The sequence below is a fragment of the Caulobacter radicis genome (assembly GCF_003094615.1).
In the GTDB taxonomy this organism is placed as follows: domain Bacteria; phylum Pseudomonadota; class Alphaproteobacteria; order Caulobacterales; family Caulobacteraceae; genus Caulobacter; species Caulobacter radicis.
Genome location: NZ_QDKO01000022.1, coordinates 39649 through 64820, shown reverse-complemented (window position 1 = coordinate 64820; position 25172 = coordinate 39649). Strand labels below are relative to the sequence as shown.

At 68.6% G+C, this 25172-nt stretch carries 16 protein-coding genes; 9 read left to right on the top strand and 7 right to left on the bottom strand.

Going from position 1 to position 25172, the window contains the following annotated elements:
- Positions 1–756 (bottom strand): acyl-CoA carboxylase subunit beta (locus DDF62_RS14315; RefSeq protein ID WP_279629666.1); only part of this gene is annotated, 756 nt, incomplete at its 3' end.
- A 131-nt stretch (positions 757–887) separates the two neighbouring features.
- Between DDF62_RS14315 and DDF62_RS14310 the strand changes: the two genes are divergently transcribed.
- Entirely contained in the window at positions 888–2300 is a 1413-nt protein-coding gene (locus DDF62_RS14310) for a helix-turn-helix domain-containing protein (protein ID WP_116489716.1), read from the top strand.
- A 6-nt stretch (positions 2301–2306) separates the two neighbouring features.
- Here DDF62_RS14310 and DDF62_RS14305 read toward each other — a convergent pair whose 3' ends face one another.
- The 5 genes from DDF62_RS14305 to DDF62_RS14285 all read right to left on the bottom strand — a co-directional run bounded on the left by DDF62_RS14305 (position 2307) and on the right by DDF62_RS14285 (position 7028).
- Positions 2307–2516, bottom strand: a complete 210-nt coding sequence (locus DDF62_RS14305; protein ID WP_116489715.1) for a hypothetical protein — start codon at positions 2514–2516, stop codon at positions 2307–2309.
- Positions 2517–2556: 40 nt separating this feature from the next.
- Entirely contained in the window at positions 2557–4227 is a 1671-nt protein-coding gene (locus tag DDF62_RS14300) for an MFS transporter (protein ID WP_116489714.1), read from the bottom strand.
- A gap of 181 nt (positions 4228–4408) precedes the next feature.
- Complete coding sequence (locus tag DDF62_RS14295; RefSeq protein WP_116489713.1) at positions 4409–5119, bottom strand: gamma-glutamylcyclotransferase; 711 nt, start codon at positions 5117–5119, stop codon at positions 4409–4411.
- 2 nt (positions 5120–5121) lie between these two features.
- Complete coding sequence (locus tag DDF62_RS14290) at positions 5122–5823, bottom strand: alpha/beta fold hydrolase (RefSeq protein ID WP_116489712.1); 702 nt, start codon at positions 5821–5823, stop codon at positions 5122–5124.
- Positions 5820–7028 carry an MFS transporter gene (locus DDF62_RS14285; RefSeq protein WP_116489711.1) on the bottom strand — a complete coding sequence of 403 codons (1209 nt, stop codon included), beginning with the start codon at positions 7026–7028 and terminating at the stop codon, positions 5820–5822. Before DDF62_RS14285 ends, DDF62_RS14290 begins: the two co-directional genes overlap by 4 nt.
- A 75-nt stretch (positions 7029–7103) precedes the next feature.
- Between DDF62_RS14285 and DDF62_RS14280 the strand changes: the two genes are divergently transcribed.
- The 5 genes from DDF62_RS14280 (at position 7104) to DDF62_RS14260 (ending at position 17413) form a co-directional block, all read left to right on the top strand.
- Positions 7104–7988: a LysR family transcriptional regulator gene (locus tag DDF62_RS14280; RefSeq protein WP_116489710.1), complete on the top strand. Its 885-nt coding sequence runs from the start codon at positions 7104–7106 to the stop codon at positions 7986–7988.
- A gap of 89 nt (positions 7989–8077) precedes the next feature.
- Positions 8078–9466 carry a glycoside hydrolase family 53 protein gene (locus DDF62_RS14275; RefSeq protein WP_244286822.1) on the top strand — a complete coding sequence of 463 codons (1389 nt, stop codon included), beginning with the start codon at positions 8078–8080 and terminating at the stop codon, positions 9464–9466.
- A gap of 207 nt (positions 9467–9673) precedes the next feature.
- Positions 9674–12382, top strand: coding sequence for a TonB-dependent receptor (locus tag DDF62_RS14270; RefSeq protein ID WP_116489709.1), 2709 nt, complete (start codon positions 9674–9676; stop codon positions 12380–12382).
- A 212-nt stretch (positions 12383–12594) separates the two neighbouring features.
- Complete coding sequence (galA, locus tag DDF62_RS14265) at positions 12595–15108, top strand: beta-galactosidase GalA (RefSeq protein ID WP_116489708.1); 2514 nt, start codon at positions 12595–12597, stop codon at positions 15106–15108.
- A 229-nt stretch (positions 15109–15337) separates the two neighbouring features.
- The gene (locus tag DDF62_RS14260; RefSeq protein WP_116489707.1) at positions 15338–17413 is read left to right on the top strand and encodes a S9 family peptidase; all 2076 of its coding nucleotides are present in this window, start codon (positions 15338–15340) and stop codon (positions 17411–17413) included.
- 206 nt (positions 17414–17619) lie between these two features.
- On the opposite strand, the gene DDF62_RS14255 is transcribed toward DDF62_RS14260, so the two are convergent.
- A complete protein-coding gene (locus tag DDF62_RS14255; RefSeq protein WP_116489706.1) occupies positions 17620–20478 on the bottom strand; it encodes a TonB-dependent receptor domain-containing protein in 2859 nt (952 codons plus the stop codon).
- 345 nt (positions 20479–20823) lie between these two features.
- Here DDF62_RS14255 and fdhD point away from each other — a divergent pair, with 345 nt between their 5' ends.
- Genes fdhD through DDF62_RS14240 form a run of 3 tightly spaced genes read left to right on the top strand, consistent with a single transcriptional unit; the run spans position 20824 to position 25163 of the window.
- Positions 20824–21639 carry a formate dehydrogenase accessory sulfurtransferase FdhD gene (fdhD, locus tag DDF62_RS14250; protein ID WP_116489705.1) on the top strand — a complete coding sequence of 272 codons (816 nt, stop codon included), beginning with the start codon at positions 20824–20826 and terminating at the stop codon, positions 21637–21639.
- The gene (locus DDF62_RS14245; protein ID WP_116489704.1) at positions 21639–23948 is read left to right on the top strand and encodes an FdhF/YdeP family oxidoreductase; all 2310 of its coding nucleotides are present in this window, start codon (positions 21639–21641) and stop codon (positions 23946–23948) included. Before fdhD ends, DDF62_RS14245 begins: the two co-directional genes overlap by 1 nt.
- Before the next feature lie 51 nt (positions 23949–23999).
- Positions 24000–25163: a GNAT family N-acetyltransferase gene (locus DDF62_RS14240; protein WP_244286821.1), complete on the top strand. Its 1164-nt coding sequence runs from the start codon at positions 24000–24002 to the stop codon at positions 25161–25163.
- Positions 25164–25172 lie beyond the last annotated feature (9 nt).

Genomic DNA, 25172 nt, shown 5'->3' with positions numbered 1-25172 from the left:
CTTCTCGCGGTTGGACGAGGGCAGGAAGTCGATCAGGCGGCGCACCTGGGTCAGGGCTTCCAGGTCGTTCTCGAACGCCCCTTCGGCCACGCCCGACTTGGCCGCATGCACGCGGGCCCCGCCCAGTTCCTCGGCGGTGACCACCTCGTTGGTGACGGTCTTCACCACGTCCGGCCCGGTGACGAACATGTAGCTCGTGTCCTTCACCATGAAGATGAAGTCGGTCATGGCCGGCGAATAGACGTCGCCGCCGGCGCAGGGGCCCATGATGACGCTGATCTGCGGGATGACGCCCGAGGCCAGGGTGTTCTCGAGGAAGATGTCGGCATAGCCCGCCAGGCTGTCGACGCCCTCCTGGATGCGCGCGCCGCCGGCGTCGAACAGGCCGATGATCGGCGCCCCGGCCTTCATCGCCTGGCGCTGGACCTTGACGATCTTGGCCGCATGCGCCCCCGACAGGCTGCCGCCGAACACCGTGAAGTCCTTGGAGAAGACGTAGACGACCTTGCCGTTGATCGTTCCCCAGCCGGTGACCACCCCGTCGCCGGGCACCTTCTGCTCGGCCATGCCGAACTCGGTCCCCCGGTGCTCGACGAACATGTCGAACTCCTCGAACGAATCTTCGTCCAGCAGCAGGTCGATCCGCTCGCGCGCCGTCAGCTTGCCTTTCGCATGCTGGCTGGCCACCCGCTTCTCGCCGCCCCCGGCCCGCGCCTGCTCCCGACGACGCTCCAGCTCTTCCAGGATGTGTTGCAAGGCTTACTCCGACCGAGCTGTGAACGTCGCAAAGAGGAGATTTTGCGTGGCTTCGGGCGCTTGGCTCAAGGAAATTGAGGCTTCGGCGAGGGCTTGCGAACTTGCATCTTGTGAAATAGCAAAGTTGCGAAATGGGAGAGAAGCTGTTCATCGGGCCGCGCCTGCGGCTGCTGCGCCAGACCAAGGGCTGGAAGCTGGAGGCCTGCGCGGCCCAGCTTGGCCTCTCGGCCAGCTACCTGTCGCAGATCGAGGCCAACCAGCGGCCGGTCACCGCCCGGGTGCTGATCGACGTGATGCGGGTGTTCGAGGTCGACGCCGCCTCGCTGGACGCCGCCGACGACCAGCGGCTGATCGCCGACCTGCGCGAGGCCACGGCCGACGCGCCGATCGGCGGACCAATGGGGAGCGATCCGCCGGCCCTGTCGGAGATCAAGGCGGCGGTGGCCAATACGCCCAACCTCGCCAAGGCGTATCTCGACCTGCACCGCGCCTATCGCCGTCTCGACGAGCGGCTGAAGGCGACCGAGGAGGCCGTATCGCTGGACGAGCGCGGGGCGGCCAGCGCGCTCTTGCCCTACGAAGAGGTCCGCGACTTCTTCCACTACAAGAACAACTACATCCACAGCCTGGACGTCGCCGCCGAGGCCCTTGCGGTCGAGATCGGCGGAGGCGGCGAGCGGGCGCTGGAGGCCTATCTCGCCGATCGCCTGGGCGTGCGGGTGGTGCGCGGCGACGAGCCGGACCTGCTGCGCCACTGGGACGCCGCCAGCCGGACGGTGACCATCGGCACGGCGCATCCGGAAGCGACGCGAAGCTTCCAGCTGGCCTACCAGATCGCCGCCCTGACCCTGCCCGACATCGTCGAGGCCGAGCTGGCGGCGGCCGGCTTTCGCAGCGACAGCGCCGCCAAGGTGTGCCGTACGGGCCTGCTGAACTACGCCGCCGGCGCGCTCGTGCTGCCATATGAACGCTTTCGCGAGGCGGCGCGGGCGGCGCGGCACGATATCGAACGCCTGGCGCTTTCGTTCCAGACCAGCCTGGAGCAGGTGTTCCATCGGCTGTCGACGCTGCAACGGCCGGGGGCGCGGGGCGTGCCGTTCTACTTCGTGCGGCTGGACAGGGCCGGCAACATCACCAAGCGCCACAGCGCCACGCGCCTGCAGTTCGCGCGCTTCGGCGGGGCCTGCCCGCTGTGGAACGTGCACGACGCCTTCGCCCGGCCCGACGCCTGGCTGGTGCAGCTGGCGCAGATGCCCGACGCCGTCCGCTATGTCTGCATCGCGCGGGGGGTGGTCAAGCCGTCGGGCGCCTATCGCCAGGCCGAGCGGCGCTATGCCCTGGGCCTGGGCTGCGAGGCCCGCTACGCCGACCAGCTGGTCTATGCCGACGGGCTGGATCTTGCGGGGCCGTCGGCGCCGATCGGCGTCAGTTGCCGGATTTGCGAGCGGGACGACTGCTCCCAGCGGGCCTTCCCGCCGGTGGACCGGGCCTTCGAGGTCTTCGAGGACGACCGCCGCTGGGTGCCGTTCTCGTTGCGGGGATAAGAAGCTTCAGTCGATACGGTCGAGCAGGGCTTGGCCCTCTGCCGTCCAGGTTCCGCCACGCCCCGACGGCGCGATCAGGCCGTAGTCGACGAGGAGAGCGACGGCGCGTTCGCCGGCGGACATGCTGAGATGGTCGAGTTCGCCATCGCGGTCTTCAAGATACTGGGCGCACATCCAGGCTAGGGCGGAGAGCAGGCGCTGTTCTTGGCTGGTCATCCCGAGAGGATGTCGCCGAGAGACAGCGCCTGCAAGGTTGCTACGCCTCGATGTCGACGTCCTTGGTTTCCTTCAGGAACAGCATGCCGATGATCGCCGTCACGGCGGCTACGACGATCGGATACCAGAGGCCGTAATAGATGTTGCCCGTGGCCGCGACCATGGCGAAGGCCGTGGTCGGCAGGAAGCCGCCGAACCAGCCGTTGCCGATGTGGTAGGGCAGGCTCATCGAGGTATAGCGGATGTTGGTCGGGAAGAGCTCGACCAGCATGGCCGCCACCGGGCCGTAGACCATGGTGACGTAGATCACCAGCAGGGTCAGGACAAAGACGACCAGCGGCTTGTTGATCTTGGCCGTGTCGGCCTTCTCGGGATAGCCGGCGGTCTTCAGGGCCTGCGCGAGCTTGGCCTCCCAGGCCTTCTTCTCGACGGCGAACTGCTCCTTGGAGAGGGTCTCGCCGCGGAACGAGGGCAGGGTGGTCTGGCCGATGCGGACCTCGGCCACCTCGCCGGCGGCGATCGGTTCGTTCTCGTAGCTGACGCCGGCCTTGGCGAGATAGGACTTGGCCAGGTCGCAGGAGGTGTTGAACACCGTCTTGCCCACGGGGTCGAACTGGAACGAGCAGTCGGCCGGATCGGCGATGACCGTGACTGGGGCCGAGGCCGTGGCGGCGGCCAGTTGCGGATTGGCCGCGGCGGTCAGGGTCTTGAACAGCGGGAAGTAGGTGAGGGCGGCCAGAGCGCAGCCGAGCATGATGATCGGCTTGCGGCCGATCTTGTCCGACAGCCAGCCGCAGACCACGAAGAACGGCGTGCCGATCAGCAGGGCGACGGCCACCAGGGTGTTGGCCGTGGCGCCGTCGACCTTGAGCATCTTCTCCAGGAAGAACAGGGCGTAGAACTGGCCGGTGTACCAGACCACGGCCTGGCCGGCGGTCAGGCCGACGAGGGCCAGGATGACGATCTTCAGGTTGCCCCAGCGGGCGAAGCTGTCCTTCAGCGGCTGCTTGGTGCCCTTGCCCTCGCTGACCATCTTCTGGAACGACGGGCTTTCCGACAGTTGCAGGCGGATCCAGAGGGACACGCCCAGCAGGGCGATCGAGATCAGGAACGGGATGCGCCAGCCGAAAGCCTGGAAGGCGTCCTCGCCCACGGTCGAGCGGGTGGCCAGGATCACCACCAGGCTCAGGAACAGGCCGAAGGTCGCGGTGATCTGGATGAAGCTGGTGTAGAAGCCGCGCCGTCCGTGCGGGGCGTGCTCGGCGACGTAGGTGGCCGCGCCGCCGTACTCGCCGCCCAGAGCCAGGCCCTGCAGCAGGCGCATCAGCACCAGCGCGATGGGGGCGGCGACGCCGATCTGCTCGTAGCTGGGCAGCAGGCCGACGACGAAGGTCGACAGGCCCATCAGCAGCATGGTGACGAGGAAGGTGTTCTTGCGGCCCCAGAGGTCGCCGAGGCGTCCGAACACCAGCGCCCCGAACGGACGCACCGCGAACCCGGCGGCGAAGGCGAGAAGGGCGAAGATGTAGCCCGTGGTCTCGTTCACGCCCGAGAAGAAGTGGTGGGTGATGTAGGTGGCCAGGGAGCCGTACAGGTAGAAGTCGTACCACTCGAAGACCGTGCCCACCGACGCCGCGCCGATGACCAATGCGTCCTTGCGCTGAACGGTCTCTCCGTTCTTCGCGCCTGACGTCGCGACGGCGTCCGCCATACTCGTATCCTCCTCGAAAGCGTCGCCGCTTTGCGCGGCTGATCGTTGCGGGGGATGATGGCAGGCGCCTCGCGACCCACGTAAAGGGGAACTTTCGTGGAACGCAGGGTTGCGAACGACGATTTTCGGGGATTGAGCCGGCCGATGCTGCCACCGGTGGCATGACGAGCCCGCCAGGAGGTCAGGCCAGGATGTAGATCCAGGCCTCGACGGGACCGGCCCCGGTTTCGACCGTGACGCTTACCCTGCGGTAGCCGGCGCCTTCAAAGGCGTCGAGTCTGGCCCAGTGCGCCTCCAGCGCGTCGCTCTCCAGCACCTGCACCGCGATCGCCTCGCCCTCGGGATCGGGGATCAGGCCGGGAAAGCCGATGGCCGCGCCCCAGCCTTCGGCGACCAGACGGCCGCGCACGACGCCGCTGGTCCAGGTTCCGCCCAGCGGCGCCAGGTGATGGTGGTTGGGGCGGCCGGGCGCGAGCGAGCCGTAGACCGCCAGGCGCTGGACGGGGCGGTCGGCATAGCGGCTGATCTCGATCAGGTTCTGGTCGGGATCGCGGAAATAGACCGAGGTCATGGGGGCGAGCGCGCCGTTGCGGTCGACGGGCCCCAGTTCTACGGCGACGTCGCAGGCGGCGAGGTGGGCCAACACCATGTCGAGCGGCTGGCGGGTGATCAGGCAGAAGTCGCCGGCGCCGGCGATCGTCCGTGCCGCCTTCGGCGTGAAGGGCGCGTCGGCCGGGTGCAGGTTGATCTTCCAGCGGCCGAACCGCACGGCCGTCGGCTTGCCGGGCGTCGTCACCCGCTCGGCGCCGAGCACGCGCACGTAGAAGGCCGCGCTGGCCTCGACGGAGGCGACGGTCAGCACGAAGTGGTCGAGGCGGTCGATCTGGATCATCTTTAGGCCTCCGTCAGCCAGGCGCGCAGCAGGGCGGTCGTTTCCTGGGGGCGTTCCATGGCCGGCAGGTGGCCGCAGGCCTCGAAGACATGCAGATGCGAGCTGGAGATCGCCTCGTGGATCGCGCGGGACTCGGCCGGCGGCGTCAACTGGTCGGAATCGCCGACGGCTACCAGGGTCGGCATGGTGATCGACGGCAGCAGCGGGCAGGAGTCGGGCCGGCCGAGGATGGCGCGTTGCTGGCGCAGGAAGGCCGGGCCGCCGACGCGGGCGGCCATCGCCTTGACCTCGGCGCCCAGCGGCTCGTCCAGGCGCGAGGCGTGCAGCAGTTGCGGCAGCATCCGCTGGGTGACGCCCAGGAACCGGCCGACTTCGAGGGCGGCCATGGCGCGACGGCGGTTTTCGGCGCGGGCCGGGGTGTCGGGCGCGGCGCTGGTGGCCAGCAGGGCCAGGCGCTCGACCCGCTCCGGCGCCTGGCGCAGGATCTCGAAGGCGACGTAGCCGCCCATGGACAGGCCGGCCAGGGCGAAGGTGGGCGGGGCGGCGGCCAGCACGCGCCGGGCCATGGCCGCGACGCTGTCGTCCAGGGTCAGGTCGGCGATCATCGGGTCCGCCAGATCGGCGAGATCCCGGGCCTGGTCGCGCCACAGGCGGGCGTCGCACAGCAGACCGGGCAGGAAGACGAGGGCTTGGCGGTCGTTCATGACGGGTCTTCCGAGGGAATGCGCAGGGCCAGGGCGACGCCGGCCAGGACGAGAGCGGCGGTGAAGCCGGCGACGGCGGGCCAGGCGCCGTGTCGCCAGAACCAGCCGCCGGCCGCGCCCGCCAGGCTCGAGCCGGCATAGTAGAACAGCAGGTACAGCGCCGCCGACTGGCTCTTGGCCGGTCCCGCGAGCCGTCCGACCCAGCCGCTGGCCACCGCGTGGGCGATGAAGAAGCCGGTGGTGACCAGCGCGATCCCGGCGATGATGCTGGCGAGGCTGGCCGGCAGGGTCAGGGCGATCCCGGCCAGGATGACGGCCAGGCCGATCAGCAGCAGCCGGCGGCGGCCGTAGCGCTGGGCCAGCCGGCCAGCGGTCGACGAGGACCAGACCCCGAAGGCGTAGACCAGGAAGATCAGGCCGACCTGCGTCTGGCTGAGGTGATAGGGCGCGCCCTCAAGGCGGAACTCGACATAGTTGAACAGGGCCACGAACACGCCGGTCAGGCAGAAGCCCAGGCCGAACAGGGCCAGCAGGCCGGGGCGGCGCCAGGCCTGTCCCCAGGTCCTCAGGCGGTCGGACAGACGCTCGGGCGCGGGGGCGCGTACGTGGCGGGGCCTGGGCAGCAGGGCGAAGAAGGCGAGGGCGGCGACAAGGTCGATCGCGCCGATCGCGGCCATGGCCATGCGCCAGTCGAAGGTCGCCAGCAGAAGGCCCATGCCGACCCGGCCGGCCATGCCGCCGAAGGCCGTGCCGGCGACATAGAGGCCCATGGCCGCGGCGAGGTCCGAGGCTTCGGTTTCCTCGGCCAGATAGGTCATGGCCACGGCCGGCACGCCGCCCAGCAGCAGGCCCTCGGCGGCGCGGGCGACCAGCAGCAGCGGCCAGGTCGGGGCCAGTGCGGCCCCGAGGTTGCAGGCGGCCGCCAGCACCATGGAGCCGAACATCAGGGTCTTGAGGTTCAGCCGCTGGGCCGCGCCCCCGGCCAGCAGGATGGCCACGGCGAGCGTGGCGGTGCTGAGCGACAGGGCCATGGCGCTCTGGGCGGGCGACAGGCCGAAGGTGCGGGCGAAGGTCGGCAGCAGGGGCTGCACGCAGTAGAGCAGGCTGAAGGTCGAGAAGCCGCCGAGGAACAGGGCCAGCGACATCCGGCGCAGGCGTCCCGTGTCCCGGGTGGGCGAGGCGGCGATGGCGGCGGCGGCGGTCATGGCGGTGATCTAGAACTCCGCCTTCCGACAGTCCAATATATGGCGAACGGATTTTCGATAGCTTTTGGAGATGATTTGGAGCTGCGTCACATCCGCTACTTCCTGGCCGTCGCCGAGGAGGGGCACTTCACGCGGGCGGCGGCGAAGATCGGCATCGGCCAGCCGCCGCTGAGCCAGCAGATCAAGGACCTGGAGGCGGAGCTGGGCGTGACCCTGTTCAGGCGCCTGCCGACCGGAGCCGAGCTGACCGAAGCGGGCAGGGCGTTCCACGCGGCCGTCCGCAATATGCCAGGCCAAGCCAAGATCGCCGCCGTCCAAGCTCAGAAAGCCGCGCGGGGCGAGAGCGGCTCGCTGCGCCTGGGCTTCACCGGCTCGGCGGTGCTCAATCGCGCGGTGCAGGCCTCGGTGCGGGCCTATCGCCGGCGCTATCCGGACGTCGAGCTGTCGCTGACCGAGACAAACAGCACCCATCTGGCCGCCGAGGTCGCGCAGGGGGCGTTGGACGCGGCCTTCCTGCGGCCGGGCGCCGTCGATCTCGCGGGCCTGCGGATCCACGACCTGGACGGCGAGGAGATGGTGGCGGTCCTGCCGGCCTCGCATCCGGCGGCGGGCGGCGAGGCGGTCGATCTCAATGACCTGCGGGCCGAGGCCTTCATCCTGACGCCGCGCGGCCTTGGCCCCACGGTTTTCGACGCCGCGGTCGAGGCCTGCCGGCGCGCCGGTTTCGAGCCGGTGCTGGGCCAGCCGGCGCCGCAGATGCTGTCGCTGGTGGCCTTGGTCGCGGCCGAGCTCGGGGTGTCGATCGTGCCGGTCTCGATGGCGCGGCTGGCGCTGGACGGGGTGGTGTTCCGACCGATCGCCGGTGGAACGCCGATCGCGCAACTCAGCCTGGTTACTGGGAAAACGCCGTCACCCGCCCTGCAAAACTTTGTCAGGATCGCGCTCGGCTCCGAGGGTTGATTTGTAATATCAATACGAAGATATTCCGCCCCGAAAACCCCGGCCGGGCCTTCATCGCAGCCGGGAAAGACAGAACGGGAGCATTCGCCATGTCGGGACATCTTCGGAAGCTGGGCCTGAGAAAACTCGGTCTGGGTCTCATCGCCGGCCTGATGGCCTCCACCGCCGCCGTGGCGGCCGAACCCGCCAAAGGGCCGAAGACCTATCTCGGCGTCGACATCTCCTACGCCAACGAGATGGACGACTGCGGCGCGGTCTATCGTTCGGGTGGCAAGGCCGTCGAGCAGTACCAGTTCTTCAAGGACGCCGGCTCGAACATCGCCCGCATCCGCCTGTGGAACGACCCGAAGTGGACGAACTACTCCAACATCGCCGACGTCACCAAGAGCATCAAGCGCGCCAAGGCCGCCGGCCTGCAGGTGCTGCTCGACTTCCACTATTCGGACGACTGGGCCGACGGTGAGAAGCAACTGGCCCCCAAGGCCTGGGAGAAGCTGTCGACGCCCGACCAGGCAAAGGCCCTCTACGCCTTCACCTACGACACCCTGGTCAAGCTGGACGCCCAGGGCCTGATGCCCGACCTCGTGCAGGTGGGCAACGAGACCAACGGCGAGATCGTCTCGACGCTGGCCAAGGCCAAGGACCCGATCAACTGGGAGCGCAACGCGCTGCTGTTCAACGCCGGCATCAAGGCCGTGCGCGACGCCGGCGCCAAGGGCTCGAAGAACCCGCGGGTGATGCTGCACATCGCCCAGCCCGACACCGTCGAGGACTGGTTCGCGGCCGCGGCCAAGGCCGGGGTCACCGACTACGACATGATCGGCATCAGCTACTACAGCAAGTGGTCCAAGCGCTCGATGGCCCAGCTGGGCGAGTCCATCAACCGCCTGCGCCACACCTATGCGGCCGACGTGGTGGTGGTCGAGACCTCCTATCCCTTTACCACCGAGGGCGCCGACAGCTCGCCCAACCTGCTGGGCGAGGATTCCCTGATCCCCGGCTATCCGGCCACCCAGGAAGGCCAGAAGAAGTACCTGATCGACCTGACCCAGCTGGTCTTCGCCAACGGCGGCACGGGCGTCTTCTACTGGGAGCCGGCCTGGGTCTCGACCAAGTGCAAGACGCGCTGGGGCACGGGCTCGAACTGGGAGAACTCGACCCTGTTCGACTTCAAGGGCCAGCCGGTCGAGGGGATCAAGTGGCTGTCTTCGACCTACGCCATGCCGGTCGAGACGACCTTCAAGGTGGCGGCCGGCGACAAGGCCGCGGCCTTCATCGACGGCGACTTCCTGGGCGGGGCCGGGCCGCGCCCGATGGTCCGCGAGGGCGCTGACTTCGTCTACCGCACGCGCCTGATGCCGGGCGCCTCGGTCACCGTCGCCACCGCCCCGACGGCGGAAGCGGTCGAGGCGGCTTCGGCTGTTACCGCGACCATCTCGGCCAAGCCCAGCGCCGTGCGGTTGCCCGCTCAGCCCTGACGACTTGTCAGATGTGATTGATATGATAAATAGCACTGGCGTGCCGGTCCGCAGAGCCGGCGCGCCAGCGCCCGTCAGAGGCGCGGCTCTCCTTTCGGCGCGGACCGTCGCGCCTCACTGATCCGGCCGTTTGACGCCGGTCCTCTCCGCAAAACCAGAAGACAGCCACGCCCGCAGAAGGCGTCGCGTCCTAATTGGGGGAACTAGATGACCCGACAATCCATGCTGCTCGCCGCCGCCAGCGGTCTGAGCCTGCTCGCCGTTTCGTCCGCCGCCTGGGCGCAGGACGCGGCTCCCGCTTCCGACACCCAAGTCGAGGAAGTCGTCGTCACCGGCGTGCGCAAGAGCCTGCGCGACGCCCTGGGCGTGAAGCAAGGCTCCGACAAGGTGGTCGAGGCGATCTCGGCCAAGGACATCGGCCAGCTGCCCGACGTGACGATCGCCGAGTCGATCGCCCGCCTGCCCGGCGTGAACGCCACCCGCGACCGCGGCAACGACAGCCAGGCGGTGGTCCGCGGCCTGGGCGCCCGCCTCGTGCTGGGCACCATCAACAACCGTGAAGTCGCCTCGTCCGAGCCCGACCGCAACGTCCGCTGGGAAGTCTATCCCTCGGAAGTCGTGCAGGGCGTGCAGGTCTACAAGTCGCAGTCGGCCGACCTGATCGCCGGCGGCGTCGCGGCCACCATCAACATCCAGACGATCGACCCGCTGGACTACCGCGGTCCGTCGGTCGTGCTGCGCGCCGGCCCCGTCTACTACGACGGCGGCAAGGACATCCCGGACTACGGCCAGACCGGCTATCGCGCCAGCGGCTCGTTCGTGCACAAGTTCAACGACGACCTGGCCATGGTGCTGGGCCTGACCTCGCAGAAGCAGAAGAACGGCTACGTGTCGTTCCAAGGCTGGGGCTGGAACGACTCCAACATCCGCACCCCCGTCGGCGCCAGCGACTACAGCGGCGACCTGAACGGCGACGGCAAGACCGACGCCACCCCGTGGGGCCTGCAACTCGAGGTCAAGAAGCTCGAGCAGAAGCGCGACGGCGTCTCGACCGGCCTGCAATGGAAGCCGACCGACAACTTCGAACTGAAGTTCGACGCCCTCTACTCGAACATCAAGATCCGCGAAGACCAGGACCAGGCCGTCTACGCCCGCAACCGCGGCAACTGGAACAACGGCAACTGGGGCGACTACAACGGCGCCGGCGCGTCCTACACGCTGGAAAACAACACCGTCGTCGCGGCGACCCTGCCGTACGCCTCGATCACCTCGATCCTGGCCCGCTACACCGAAGACAAGACCCTGTTCGCCACCGGCCTGAACGGCAAGTGGACCAAGGACCTGTGGACCGTGGCCGGCGACATCTCGTACTCGAAGGCCGAGCGCGAGAACAACTGGCGCGCCGTCCGCATGGACAGCTGGCCCTCGTCGCTGAGCTATGACGTCCGCGCCGGCGCCAAGCCGTTCGTGACCGCCTCGCAGGATCCGATCTCGCTGGCCCAGACGGTCCAAAGCGGCTCGGCCGGCAACAACGGCGGCCAGAACGACGGCCTGGAGCACCTGAACGACGAACTCGTCGCCGGGGCCCTGGACTTCACCCGCGACCTGGAAGGCACGTTCAAGAGCGTCCAGTTCGGCTTCCGCGTGTCGGACCGCACCAAGGACCACAGCCAAGGCCAGTGGTTCGTCTGCGCCAACCCGTCGAACCTCAGCAACATCTACGACGCCAGCCTGCAGGACGAGTGGGGCAACTGCCTGCAGTCGACCACCGTGCCGGCCAGCCTGCTGACCTCGTACAACATCGGCGGCTTCAATGTTCCGGGCGTCATCACCGGCGACCTCGACGCCGTCGCCCGTGCGATCTACGGCGACAACGCGTTCAACTACGCCAACGCCCGCGACAACCTGGCCCAGCGCTGGAAGGTCAACGAGAAGGTCGGCGAGGCCTACGCCAAGCTGAACTTCGCCGCCGACAGCTTCGCCGGCTCGTGGCTGACGGGTAACGTCGGCGTGCGCGTGGTCACCACCAAGACCAGCAGCGACGGCTACCGCCAGAACGCCGGCGCCAGCACCTTCAGCGCGGTGACGGTCGACAACGACTACACCGACGTCCTGCCGTCGGCGAACGCCAAGTTCGACTTCGGCGAAGGCAAGGTCGTGCGCGTGGGCCTGGCCCAGGTCGTGGCCCGTCCGCCGCTGGACGAGCTGCGCGCCAGCAAGACCCTCAGCACCTGGGCGCCCTACACCGGCTCGGGCGGCAACCCGAACCTGAAGCCGTTCAAGGCCGTCCAGTTCGACCTGTCGGGCGAGTGGTACTTCCGTCCGGAAGCCCTGGTGGCCCTGGCCTACTACTACAAGGACGTCGACACCTACATCGGCTGGACCCAGACGCCCGAGACCTACAACGGCACGACCTACGCCGTGGCCACCCCGGTCAACGGCGGCGGCGGCTACATCCAGGGCGTCGAGGCGACCTTCCAGACGCCATTCTTCTTCCTGCCGTCGGGCCTGGACAAGTTCGGCATCTATTCGAACTACGCCTTCGTCGACTCCGACCTGAACGAGATGACGCCGTCGACCAAGCCGCTGTCGCTGACCGGCCTGGCCAAGCACACCGCGACGGTCGACCTGTGGTACTCCAACGGTCCGATCGAAGCCCGCCTGGGCTACAAGTACCACAGCCCGATGACCGTGATTTACGGCTGGAACGGCTCGGAGCTGCAGACCCTGGGCACTGAAAAGACCCTGGACTTCAGCACCTCGTACCAGATCAACGACATGGTCGGCGTGCGCTTCCAGGCCAACAACCTGACCAACCGCGCCATGCGCACCTACCGCGACGGCGACGAGAACCGTCTGGGTCGCTACGACATCTATGGTCGTCGCTTCCTGATGGATGTCACGGTGAAGTTCTAAGGCGTTCAGAAGCCTTGCGTGGACCTCGCCCTTCGACAAGCTCAGGGTGAGGTCCATGGCATCGCTTCGGCATTCGAAATCCTCATCCTGAGCTTGTCGAAGGATCAGGATTTCGCACTTTTCCCAGGACGTCACTCCTCCCCGACGATCCTTTGCTGGGGGAGGAAACCTCGCCGGTTTCCTCCCTTCTTTTTTGCTTTGAGAGGTCCCCGATGGTCGAGTTCAGCCGCCGGCAAGCCCTGGCCGCCACCGCTGGCGTCGCCGCCTTCGCCGCCGCGTCTTCCGCCCGCGCCGCCAAGCCCGCCGCAACTACCGCCAGGAAGGCCGCGCCCGTCGTCGTCGACCTGGGCCCGCGCGAGCGCACCAGCCTGGACTTCGACTGGAAGTTCCACCTGGGCCACGCCCAGGATCCGGCCCGCGACTTCGGCTATGGCGCCAACCAGCGCACCTACGCCAAGGCCGGCGCCGACGCGCCCAACTGGTGGGTGGCCGCCGCCGCCCAGAAGGACTTCGACGACAGCGCCTGGACCCCGGTGACCGTGCCGCACGACTGGGCCGTCACCCTGCCGTTCGAGAACAATCCCGACTACAAGCCCAGCGGCAAGCCCGACGACGAGGACCTGCGCGCCGCCCACGGCTACAAGGCCATCGGCCGCGAGTTCCCCCAGAACAGCATCGGCTGGTACCGCAAGAAGTTCACCCTGCCGGCCGTCGAGACCGGCACGCGCCTGTCGATCGAATTCGACGGCGTGATGCGCGACGCCGTGGTGATGGTGAACGGCTACGTCCTCGAGAGCGAGGAAAGCGGCTACGCCAGCTTCCGCGTCGACATTACCGACATCGCCAATGTCGGCGGCGACAACCTGATCACCGTGCGCGTCGACGCCAGCCTGGGCGAAGGCTGGTTCTACGAGGGCGCGGGCATCTATCGCCACGTCTGGCTGGTCAAGACCGCCCCGGTGCACGTGCCCCAATGGGGCGTGTTCGTGAAGTCCAAGGTCGACGGCACGCTGGAGATCGAGACCGACCTGATCAACGAGGGCGACGAAGCCGTCGAGTTCAGCCTCGTCCACTCCGTGCTCGACGGCGCGGGCAAGCCGGCCCTGGCCGTGGCCCCGGCCGCCGGCCGCCTGCCGGGCTGGCAGCGCCAGTCGCTGTCGCAGACCGTGACCCTGGCCAATCCGGTGCTGTGGTCGCTGGAGAACCCGCACCTCTACACCCTGGTGACCGAGGTGAAGGTCGGCGGCGCGGTGGTTGACCGCTACGCCACGCCGTTCGGCGTCCGCTCGGTGCGCTTCGACCCGAAGGAGGGCCTGTTCCTCAACGACAAGCACGTCAAGCTGCAAGGGACCTGCAACCACCAGGACCACGCCGGCGTCGGCGCGGGCATCCCCGACACCCTTCAGACCTGGCGGATCGAGCAGTTGCAGTCGATGGGCTGCAACGCCTATCGCGCCTCGCACAACCCGGCTACGCCCGAACTGATGGACGCCTGTGACCGCCTGGGCATGCTGTTCATCGCCGAGACGCGCCGGATGTCCAGCGACCCGACCTCGCTAGACGAGATGGAGCGGCTGATCCGCCGCGACCGCAACCACCCGTCCATCATCCTGTGGTCGATCGGCAACGAAGAGCCGCAGCAGGGCACGGCGCGCGGCCGCAAGGTGGCCAAGACCATGCGCCGCCTGGTCAACCGCCTCGACCCGACCCGCGGCGTCACGGCGGCCATGGACTCGGGCTTCGGCGACGGCATCACCGCCGAACTCGACGTCATCGGCTTCAACTATCGCCACGAGAAGATGGATGACTTCCACGCCCGCTTCCCGAACCTGCCGATCATCGGCAGCGAGAGCGGCAGCACGGTCACCACGCGCGGCGAATACCTGCGCAGCGACGCCAAGAGCTATGTCCCGGCCTACGACACCGACCACCCCTGGTGGGCGACCACGGCCGAGAAGTGGTGGAGCCACGCGGCCGACCGTCCGTGGATGGCCGGCGGCTTCATCTGGACCGGCTTCGACTATCGCGGTGAGCCCACGCCCTTCAACCGCTGGCCCAGCATCAGCTCGCACTTCGGCGCGCTCGACACCTGCGGCTTCCCGAAGGACAACTATTACTACTACCGCGCCTGGTGGCGGAAGGAGCCGCTGCTGCACCTCTTCCCGCACTGGAACTGGGAAGGCCAGGAAGGAAAACCCGTTCCGGTCTGGGTCCACAGCAACTGCGACAAGGTCGAGCTGTTCCTGAACGGCAAGAGCCAGGGCGTGCGGGAGGTGAAAGCCAACCACCACGTCGAGTGGTCCGTGCCCTATGCCCCGGGCGTGATCGAGGCCCACGGCTACAAGGACGGCAAGGTGATCCTGCGCCAGCGCCGCGAGACCGCCGGTCCCGCCGCCGCCGTGCGCCTGACCACCGACCGCTCGGCCCTCGCCGCCGACGGCCAGGACGTGGGCATCCTCAAGGTCGAGGTGGTCGACGCCAAGGGCCGCGTGGTGCCCAAGGCCGGGGATCTGGTGACCTTCGCCGTCACCGGCCCGGGCGAGGTGATCGGGGTCGGCAACGGCAACCCGACCAGCCACGAGAGCGACGTCGCCAGCCAGCGCAAGGTCTTCAACGGCCTGGCCCAGGTGATCGTCCGCACCAAGCGCGGCCAGGCCGGCGAAGTGCGGGTGCTGGCCTCGGCCCCGGGCCTGAAGCCGGCCTCGCTGGCGCTGAAGGCGGGCTGACCGCGAGAACGAAATCCTCGCCCTTCGACGGGCTCAGGGTGAGGATTTCTACTGCAAGGCCTGCAATCTGGTCCTCATCCTGAGCTTGTCGAAGGACGAGGACCACGCGCGGGCAACTCAGGCTGGTAAGGCGCAAGATCCTTGCGCGAGGTGCGGAAATAGGGGTGGACGCTGGGCGTTAGCGCGGCAGTATCCACCCCTTCTTTCGCAAGCTTCGCCAGGATCGCCCATGCGCCGCCCGACCAAACTGCTGCTCGTTTCGCTGCTGGCCCTGGCGGCGGCGAGCCCGATGGCCGGCGTCGCCGCCGTGCGAGAGGCGCCCCAGGCCCTGTTCACCGGCCGCGACCTGTTCGGCCTGGAAGTCGCCTCCGATCCGCAGATCCGTCCCGACGGCGACCTGATCGCCTATGTCCGGGCCTCCAACGACATCATGGTCGACCGCGCCGTGCGCTCGATCTGGCTGGTCGACGCGAAGACCGGCGCCCAGACGCCGCTGGTGGCCGGGCAGGGGGCCGCGATGTCGCCCCGCTGGTCGCCCGACGGCCAGCGGCTGGCCTATGTGCTGGTGACGCCCGACGCTGGCGCGCAGCTCTACGTGCAGTGGGTCGCCACCGGCCGCACCGCGCGCCTGGCCACCCTGGTCGAGGCGCCCAGCGATCTCACCTGGTCGCCCGACGGCAAGACCATCGCCTTCACCATGCTCACCGCCGACGACGGCGCCAAGCTGGGCTCGGCCCCGGAGGGCAAGCCTGAAAACGCCAAGTGGGCGCCGCCGCTGACCGTCGAGACCCGCGTCACCTTCCGCGGCGACGGGGAGGGCACGCTGAAGGCCGGCTTCTCCAAGATCTACACGGTCTCGTCCGAGGGCGGCGCGCCGCGCCAGCTGACCTTCGGCAAGTTCGACGACCGCGGGCCGCTGTCCTTCACCAAGGACGGCCGCTACCTGCTGTTCTCGGCCAACCGCGCCGAGGGCTGGGAACGCAATCCGGCCGAGGCCGAGATCTGGCGCCTGACCCTGGCCGACGGTTCGCTGAAGGCCCTGACCACCCGCGTGGGGCCGGACGCCAATCCGGTGGTCTCGCCCGACGGCCGGCAGGTGGCCTATGTCGGCTATGACGACGCCCGCCGCCGTGGCTACGAGAACACCCGCCTCTACGTGATGGACATCGACGGCGGGAACAGCCGCGTGCTGACCGGCGACCTCGACCGCTCGATCGACAACCCGGTGTGGTCGGCCGACGGCCGCGGCCTCTATATCTCCTACGACGAGAACGGCTCGGTGCGCGTCGCCCGCGTGGACCTGTCTGGCAAGGTCGAGACGGTGGTCGCCGGGCTGACTGGAGCGGGTCTTGACCGTCCCTACAGCGGCGGCGCGTTCAGCGTGGCCCGCGACGGCGCCGTGGCCTTCACCCAAGGGGCGACCAGCCGCCCGTCCGATATCGCCATTGCCCGGAAGGGGGGCGAGGCCAGGCGCCTGACGGCCCTCAACGCCGACCTGCTGGGCGCCAAGACCCTGGGCAAGGTCGAGGCCCTGTCGGTCAAGTCGTCCTTCGACGGCAAGGACATCGGCGCCTGGATCGTCACCCCGCCCAACTTCGATCCGGCCAGGAAGTATCCGCTGATCCTCGAGATCCACGGCGGGCCGTTCTCGGCCTATGGCCCCAGCTTCTCGACCGACAACCAGCTCTATGCGGCGGCCGGCTATGTGGTGGTCTACGCCAACCCCCGCGGCTCGACGTCGTACGGCGAGGCCTTCGCCAACGAGATCGACCGCAACTATCCCAGCCACGACTACGACGACCTGATGAGCGCGGTCGACGCGGCCGTCGCCAAGGGTTTCGTCGACACCGATCGCCTTTACGTGACCGGGGGCTCGGGCGGCGGCGCCCTGACGGCCTGGATCGTCGGCAAGACCAACCGCTTCGCCGCGGCCGCCACCCAGAAGCCGGTGATCAACTGGTCGAGCCAGGTGCTGACCACCGATGCGTACAGCTTCATGGCCTCGTACTGGTTCGGCAAGATGCCGTGGGAGGACCCGCAGGGCTATTGGGCCCGCTCGCCGCTGTCGCTGGTCGGCAACGTGAAGACCCCGACTCTCGTCGTCGTGGGGGATCAGGACCTGCGCACGCCGGTGGCCGAGTCCGAGCAGTATTACCAGGCCCTGCAACTGCGCGGCGTGCCGACGGCCCTGGTCAAGGTTCCCGGCGCCAGCCACGGCGGCCTGGCCGTGCGGCCCTCGCAATCGGCCGCCAAGGCCTCGGCCATCCTGGCCTGGTTCGAGAAGTTCCAGTCGCCGCCGAAGTGATGATCCTCCCCCTGTGGGGGAGGCGGCCGAAGGCCGGTGGGGGGACGTTTTCAGCTGCCGCAGTGTGGGCCGATTTCGTCGCCACGCCCCCCACCGATCGCTGCGCGATCGCCTCCCCCACGGGGGGAGGTTCCTGCGGATCGCCCCAAAGAAAAGCGGCGGGGCCTTTCGACCCCGCCGCCTGATCTTGTCCTGGACCCGAAGGCTTAGAACTTGGCCTTCACCGCCACGTAGAAGCGGCGGCCGAGCACGTCGTAGGTCGACGGATCGGTGTTGGCCTGCACGTACGAGGTGAAGTACGGCGGCTGCTTGTCGGTCAGGTTCGTGACGCCGCCCCGGATCGAGTAGGTGTCGTTGATCTGCCAGCTGCCGTTCAGGTCGAAGTAGTCGACGGCGTCGATCTTCTCCGAGGAGTCGGCCGCGTCGACCATCTCGCCGATGTGGCGCCAGCGCACGCCGACGTCCACCGGACCCACGACCCAGCTGGTCGAGGCCGCGAACTTCCACTCGGGGTGCGAGACGGCCACCGAGCTGATCGAGGTGTTGCCGATCGTGCCCTTCAGCTCCTGGAACTCCTCGCCGGCCAGGCTCTGGACCTTGAAGCTGTCGAGGTAGTTGCCCACCACGTTGAACTTCAGCATGCCGTACTTGTCGTCGAGGCCGACCGCGCCCAGGCCGAAGGCCCAGTCCGCCTGGAAGTCGACGCCGGTGGTCTTGTAGCGGGCCAGGTTCAGGTTGGTCAGGGTGAGGGTGTCGATCTCGCCCGTCGAGCTGTTGCGCGAGAACAGGCTGCAATAGTAGGCGCTGTTGGCGTCGCCGTTGTAGCACTTGTCCAGCACGGTCGAGGCGTCGATGGTGCCGATCGCGTCCTTGATGTCGATCGAATAGTAGTCGACCGACAGCGACAGGCGTTCGAACAGCGGGTTGTCGAAGCGCGGCGACCAGACGAAGCCGACATTGTAGGTGTTGGCGGTTTCTTCCTTCAGGTCCGGGTTGCCGCCGGTCAGGGCGTTCACCTGGCTGTTGGCGTAGGTGTAGCTGTCGATGATCGCCGACGGCACGCCTTGCGACAGGCAGAGCGTGCGGACGTTGGCGGCGTTGGCGCCGGTCCGGTAGCTGCTGTTGTAGGCGCAGGGGTCTTCGCTGATCGACGGGTAGTCCTGGTTCTGCGGCGAGTAGAGCTCGCCGATCGACGGGGCGCGGACGGCGCGCTGGTAGCCGCCGCGGATGCGGAAGCCGTCGACGACCTCCCAGTCGCCGTCGACCTTGTAGGCGCCGACGGTGCCGATGGTCTGGTAGTCCGACATCCGGTAGCCGGCGTCGAGGTTCAGCGACTTGATGAACGGCAGGTCCTTGAGGACCGGCACCAGGATTTCGCCGTACAGCTCGTAGACGTCGGTCGAGGCGTCGATGGCGTCGGCGGCGTTGAAGCCGACCACGTCGCCGGTCGAGAGCAGGCTGTCGGGCACGTACTGGAAGCTGTCGAACTTGTAGTCCGCGCCCCAGGCGCCGCGCACTTCACCGGCCGGCAGGTTGAACAGACCGCCCTGGAAGTTCAGTTCGACCATGCGCTGTTCGGCGGCGGTCCAGTTCTTGGTCGTGCGCGAGATGTACGAGCGGCACGAGTCCGACAGGGCGTTGTTGCCGAACGGGTCATAGCCGCCGGTGCAGATGCTGGCGCCGCCGTCGGCCGCGTCGAGCAGGGTCTGCACCGCCGAGTGGCTGACGTTGCCCGACTGGGTCTCGTTCTGCTCCGAACGGCCGAACGAGGCGTACAGGTCGTAGGTCCAGTCCTTGAAGCCGGTCGCGCCGCGCACGCCGCCGGCCAGCTGGAAGACGTTGAAGGTGGTTTCCGAGATGCGGGAGCCGACGTCGGTGAAGCGCTTGCGCAGCAGGAAGTCGGCGGTCGGGTCGGCGCGGCTGGCCAGGATGGTCGACAGGTCGGTCGGGATGAAGGGGTTGGTGACCGGCACCGAGAAGCCCGTCGAACCGGCGGCCGGCGACGGCGCGAGGATGGTGCGCGAGTCGTAGTGGGTGAAGTTGAACGAGCCGTAGACCTCGGCGTGCTCGTTGACCTCGTACTCGGTGGCCGCGTAGGCCGAGTAGCGGGTCAGCGGCAGTTGCAGCAGGTTCAGGGCGCCGGTGTTGTAGGTGCCGTTCACGGGGATCGTCGAATAGTCGATCGCGTCGGAGCCGGTGTAGTTGACGCCGTTGTAGAACAGCGTGCCGTCGTCGTTGAAGCCGAGGTTGGCCGAGCGGCCGACTGAGCCGGCGGCATAGCCGTACTTGGCGAACACGGCGTCGACGGCGGCCTGGCTGGGCAGGTTCGTGCCGGTGGCGTCATAGCGGCCGTACGGGGTGGTCGACGAGGCGCCGGAGACCTTCGCGAAGTCGCGGGCGGCGTTGTAGACCTCGCCGCGCTGCGAGTAGCTGACCGAGAACACGGCGTGGCCCTTGTCCTCGGCGTACTTGCCGCCGGCGGTCAGGCTGAGCGAGCTTTCCTTGCCGTCGCCCTGCTCGGTGATCCCGTACTGGGCGTCCATCTGCAGGCCGGTGAAGTTCTTGTTGAGCTTGAAGTTCACCACACCCGACAGGGCGTCCGAGCCGTAGGTCGCCGAGGCGCCGCCCGAGATCACCTCGATGTTCTGGATCAGGGCCGAGGGGATGATGTTGACGTCGACGGTGCCGTCCGAGTTCGACGGAACCACGCGGTGGCCGTCGATCAGCACCATGGTGCGCTGGGTCCCCAGCCCGCGCAGGTCGATGTTGGCCTGGCCGCCGTTCGACGGGTTGTTCGAGGTCGACGATACGGCCGGCACGAACTGCGGCATCTGGTTGAGCAGGGTGTCGACCGTGACCGAACCGGTCTTCTCGATCGCTTCCTGGCCCATGGTCACGATCGGGCTGTTGGAGACGTAGTCGCGGCGCGCGATGCGCGAGCCGGTGACCACCACTTCTTCGACGGCGGAGGCGTCGTCGGTCGTCTGGGCCTGCGCCAGCATCGGCGCGGTCGTCATGGCGATGACGAGCGCGGAAGCGCCCAGCAGATAGGTATTTCTAGCCATTCATAGTCCCCAGTATTCGCCAAGGCTTCGCGGCCAAGGCCATGGTGGCGGAATAAAATTTCGCCGTGGGGCAGGGATGGGCGGGGTTTGTTTCGCGATTGTGAGGTGAAAGTTCTGTAACGTTCGGGTGAATTACCAGAACGTCGGGATGTGGTTTGTCGCCAATCGTATACCGCAGACTTTCGGTCGGATTGGATATCTGTCGGAAACCTACGGCGCGATCTTTGAAGCAAATCGCCGTTTTGTGTTGTGCTTGACGCAAACTGGCCGCGTGGCCCGGCAGCCACACCCCGTGTTCGTCTTTCGCCATGGCGGCGCAGGCGCCCAAACTGTAGTCTTTTGACCATGTCCGATGCTTCCGCCCGCCTTCGCCCTGCCTTGGAATGGCGCGCGCCCGGGCGCGCCGCGCCGATCGAGCGCTGGGCCCCGACCGAGGTCGCCGTGGGGCTGTCCTTCGACGGTCGACCGCACACAGTGCTGATGGCGACGCCGCGCGGCGTGGCCGATCTGGCGCGGGGCTTCACCATCACCGAGGGCGTCGCCGCGCCCGATGAGATCGCCTCCGTCGAGGTTCGCGAGGAAGAGCTCGGCCTGCTGGTCGACGTGCGCCTCGTCGAGGGCGCGGCCCGTCGCAAGGCCAGGCCGCGCAAGCTGGAAGGACGCTCGAGTTGCGGCCTGTGCGGGGTGCAGCGGCTGGCCGACGCGGTGCGGCCCCTGCCGCCGGCGGCGGCTGGCGTCTCCATCGCCCATGCGGCGGTGCCCGCCGCCCTGGCCGATCTCGAGGCCGTCCAGGCCCTGGGGCGCAGCACCCGCGCCACCCATGCGGCCGCCTTCTGCGATGTCGACGGCCGGGTGCAGCTGCTGGCCGAGGACGTCGGCCGTCACAACGCCCTGGACAAGCTGGCCGGTGCCATGGCCCGCGAGGGCCGCGACGCCGGAGCGGGCTTCGTTCTGGTCACCAGTCGCTGCTCGTTCGAGATGGTCGAGAAGGCCGTGCGCATGGGCGCCGGCATGATCGTGGCGGTGTCGGCCCCGACCGACCTGGCCGTGCGCCGGGCCGAGGAGGCGGGCCTGACCCTGGTCGCCTTGGCTAGGCCCGACGGCCACATGGTGTTTTCCCGTCCCGACCGGTTGGTCGAGGCGGCGCTGGAGGTTGCGTGATGGCTGACGATTCCAATCCGGTCGGGGGCAAGATCCCGGGCGTGAAGCCCTATGACGCGCCGGCCGGCGGCTGGGGCGCGCTGAAGGCCGTGGCCGGCGCCCTGGCCGACCAGGAGACCATCGTCGAGGGCGGCAAGACCCTGATGCGCGCCAACCAGCCCGAGGGCTTCGACTGCCCCGGCTGCGCGTGGCCCGATCCCAAGCACACCTCGTCGTTCGAGTTCTGCGAGAACGGCGCCAAGGCCGTGGCCTGGGAGGCGACGACCAAGCGGGCCACGCCCGAGGTCTTCGCCGCCCATACCGTCAGCGAGATGCTGACCTGGAGCGACCACGCCATCGAGGACCTGGGCCGCCTGACCCATCCGATGGCCTATGATCCGGCCAGCGACCGCTATCTGCCGATCGCTTGGAGCGAGGCCTTCGCCCGCACGGGCGCGGCGATCCAGGCGCTGGAGAGCCCGCACGAGGCCGAGTTCTATGCCTCGGGCCGGGCCAGCAACGAGGCGGCCTTCCTGTTTCAGCTGCTGGGCCGCAAGGTCGGCACCAACAATTTCCCCGACTGCTCGAACATGTGCCACGAGCCGACCAGCGTCGGCCTGCCGGACTCGATCGGCATGGGCAAGGGCTCGGTCAGCCTGGAAGACTTCGACCACGCCGACCTGATCCTGTGCTTCGGCCACAACCCCGGCACCAATCACCCGCGGATGATGGCGACCCTTCGTGAAGCGTCGCGCAGAGGCGCGACGATCATGGCCTTCAACCCGCTGGTCGAGCGGGCTCTGGAGCGGTTCGCCTCGCCGCAGGACCCGGTCGAGATGGCGACCCTGTCGTCCACCCCGATCGCCTCGCGCTATTATCAAGTGAACGTGGGCGGCGACGCGGCCGTGGTGCAGGGGCTGATGAAGGCCGTGCTGGCCTTCGACCGCGCCGTGCGCGGCGCCGACGAGCCGGCCGTCCTCGACGACGACTTCATCGCCGAGCACACGGCGGGCTTCGACGCCCTGGCGGCCCACCTCGACGCCCTGTCCTGGGACGAGATCGTCAGCGTCGGCGGCCTGTCGCGGGCCGAGATCGAGGAGGCCGCGGCCATCTACGCCCGGTCCAGCGCCACGATCCTCTGCTACGGCATGGGCCTGACCCAGCACCGCAGCTCGTCCAGCACGGTGCAGCAACTGGTGAACCTCTTGCTGCTGCGCGGAAACATCGGCCGGGCGGGGGCGGGGATCTGTCCGCTGCGGGGTCACTCCAACGTCCAGGGCGACCGTACGGTCGGCATCTGGGAGAAGCCGTCGGCGGCCCTGCTCGACTCCCTGGCCAAGGTGTTTGGCTTCACGCCGCCGCGCGAGCATGGCCACACCGTCGTCGAGGCCATCGAGGCCATGGGCGCGGGCGAGACCAAGGTGTTCGTCGGCCTGGGCGGCAACTTCGCCGTCGCCGCGCCCGACCCCGTGCGCACCCACGTCGCCATGCGGATGGTCGACTTCGCGGCCCACATCGCCACCAAGCCCAACCGCACCCACCTGCTGGTCGGTCGCGAGGCGCTTCTGCTGCCGTGCCTGGGCCGCACGGAAATGGACCTGCAGGGCGGGGTGCGCCAGTCAGTGACGGTCGAGGATTCGATGTCGATGGTCCACGCCTCGCGCGGCCTCAACCCTCCGGCCTCCGAGCACCTGATGTCCGAGCCGGCCATCGTCGCCGGAATCGCCCGCGCGGCCCTGGGGGCCGATGATCCCGTCGACTGGGAGGGGCTGACGGCCGACTACGACCGCATCCGCGACCTGATCGAGCAGGTCTTCCCGACCCAGTTCACCGACTACAACGCGCGCGTCCGCCAGCCGGGCGGCTTCCGCCTGCCGGTGCCGGCGGCCGAGCGCAAGTGGACCACGCCGTCGGGCAAGGCCAACTTCCTGCCGCACACGGGGCTGGACGATCCGCGCCGGGGCGACGCCTCGGTGATGCTGCTGACCACCCTGCGCAGCCACGACCAGTACAACACCACCATCTACGGTGAGAACGACCGCTATCGCGGGGTGTTCGGCCGGCGCGACGTGGTGTTCGTCAATCCGGAAGACCTGGCGGCGCTGGGCGTGGCGGAGGGCCAGCGCATCGACCTGGCGGCCGCCTTCGATGAAACCGGCGCGCGAGTCGTGCGCGGTTTCACGGCCGTGGCGCGAAAAATTCCGCGCGGGTGCGTGGCCGCATACTATCCGGAAACCAATGCTCTAGTAGCACTTGAGGATCACGACCGGCGTAGTGGCACGCCGGCCTACAAGTCGGCGCCTGTGCGGTTAACCTTGCACGGCGGCTGACGGAGGGCCGCCGATCCACGCCCGGCGTAGTCCGCAAGGACGGGGAGCAGGGTGCTGGACACGGGAATGCAGGCGCGGGTCATCGAGGTCGCCGATCTCAACGCCGCCGAGCGCGCGCGCTGGAACGCCCTGCGCGCCGCCGAGCCGGTGCTGGGCGGTCCGTACTTCGATCTCCGCTATGTCGAGGCGGCCGCGGCCTGCGCGCCCGGCTCCCGGGTCGCCGTGCTGGAGCGCGGCGACCGCATCGTCGGCTTCCTGCCCTTCCAGCGCCGCGGCTCGTCGATCCAGCCGCTCGGCGCGCCGATGAGCGACTTTCACGGCCTGATCGCCGAGCCCGATGTCTGCCTGCCCGCCGTCCTGACCCTGCTGGGCGTCGAGCGCATGCGGGTCAGCGGCCTGATCTCGCCCGTGCCCTTGCCTGAGCTTTCGGTGCGCTACGCCATGGCCGCCGACCTGTCGGCCGGCTTCGAGGCCTATCAGGCCACGCGCAGCTCCGCCTTCCTGAAGGACAAGCGCCGCCGCGCCCGCGCCCTGGAGCGCGATCACGGCCAGATGGTCTTCACCTTCGAGCGGCCGGCGCTGGATCTGCTGGCCTGGCTGGTGGCCCAGAAGCGCGCCCAGATCCGCCGCACCCACCAGCACGACATCTTCGCCTGCGGCTGGACCATCGATCTCCTGAACCGCCTGGCCGAGTCCGAGGCCGATGACTTCGGCCTGCGCCTGGCCGTGCTGCGCGCCGGCGGGACGATCGTGGCGGCCGAGCTCGGCCTGACCGCCGGCGACCGTCATCACCTGTGGTTCCCGATCTACGACCCGGCCTTCGCGCGATACTCGCCCGGCGCCCTGATGACGCTGGAGACCCTGCGGGTCGCGGCCGAGCGCGGCATCGCCCGCGTCGACTTCGGGCCCAGCGAGGAAGCCTACAAGGAAGACTTCGCCGTGCCGATGGAGCCGGTGCTGGAGGGGGCTGTGGCCATGCGGCCGTCGCTGATGACCCACCTGCGCGGCGCGCCCGGCGTCGAGCGCATCGACGAGGTGGGCAAGCGCCTGGCCCGTCGTCTCGACCGCATCGCCGCCTGCGAGCCTGGCCTGATCGGCCAGGTCAAGGGCGGCGCCAGTTTCGTCACCGGCCTGGGCCGGCGTCACCCGGCCGTCGGGGCCGGGATCGGCGTCGGCATCGGCCTCGGCTTGAGCCTCGGCCTGCTGGCCGACTGAGGGAGGAGT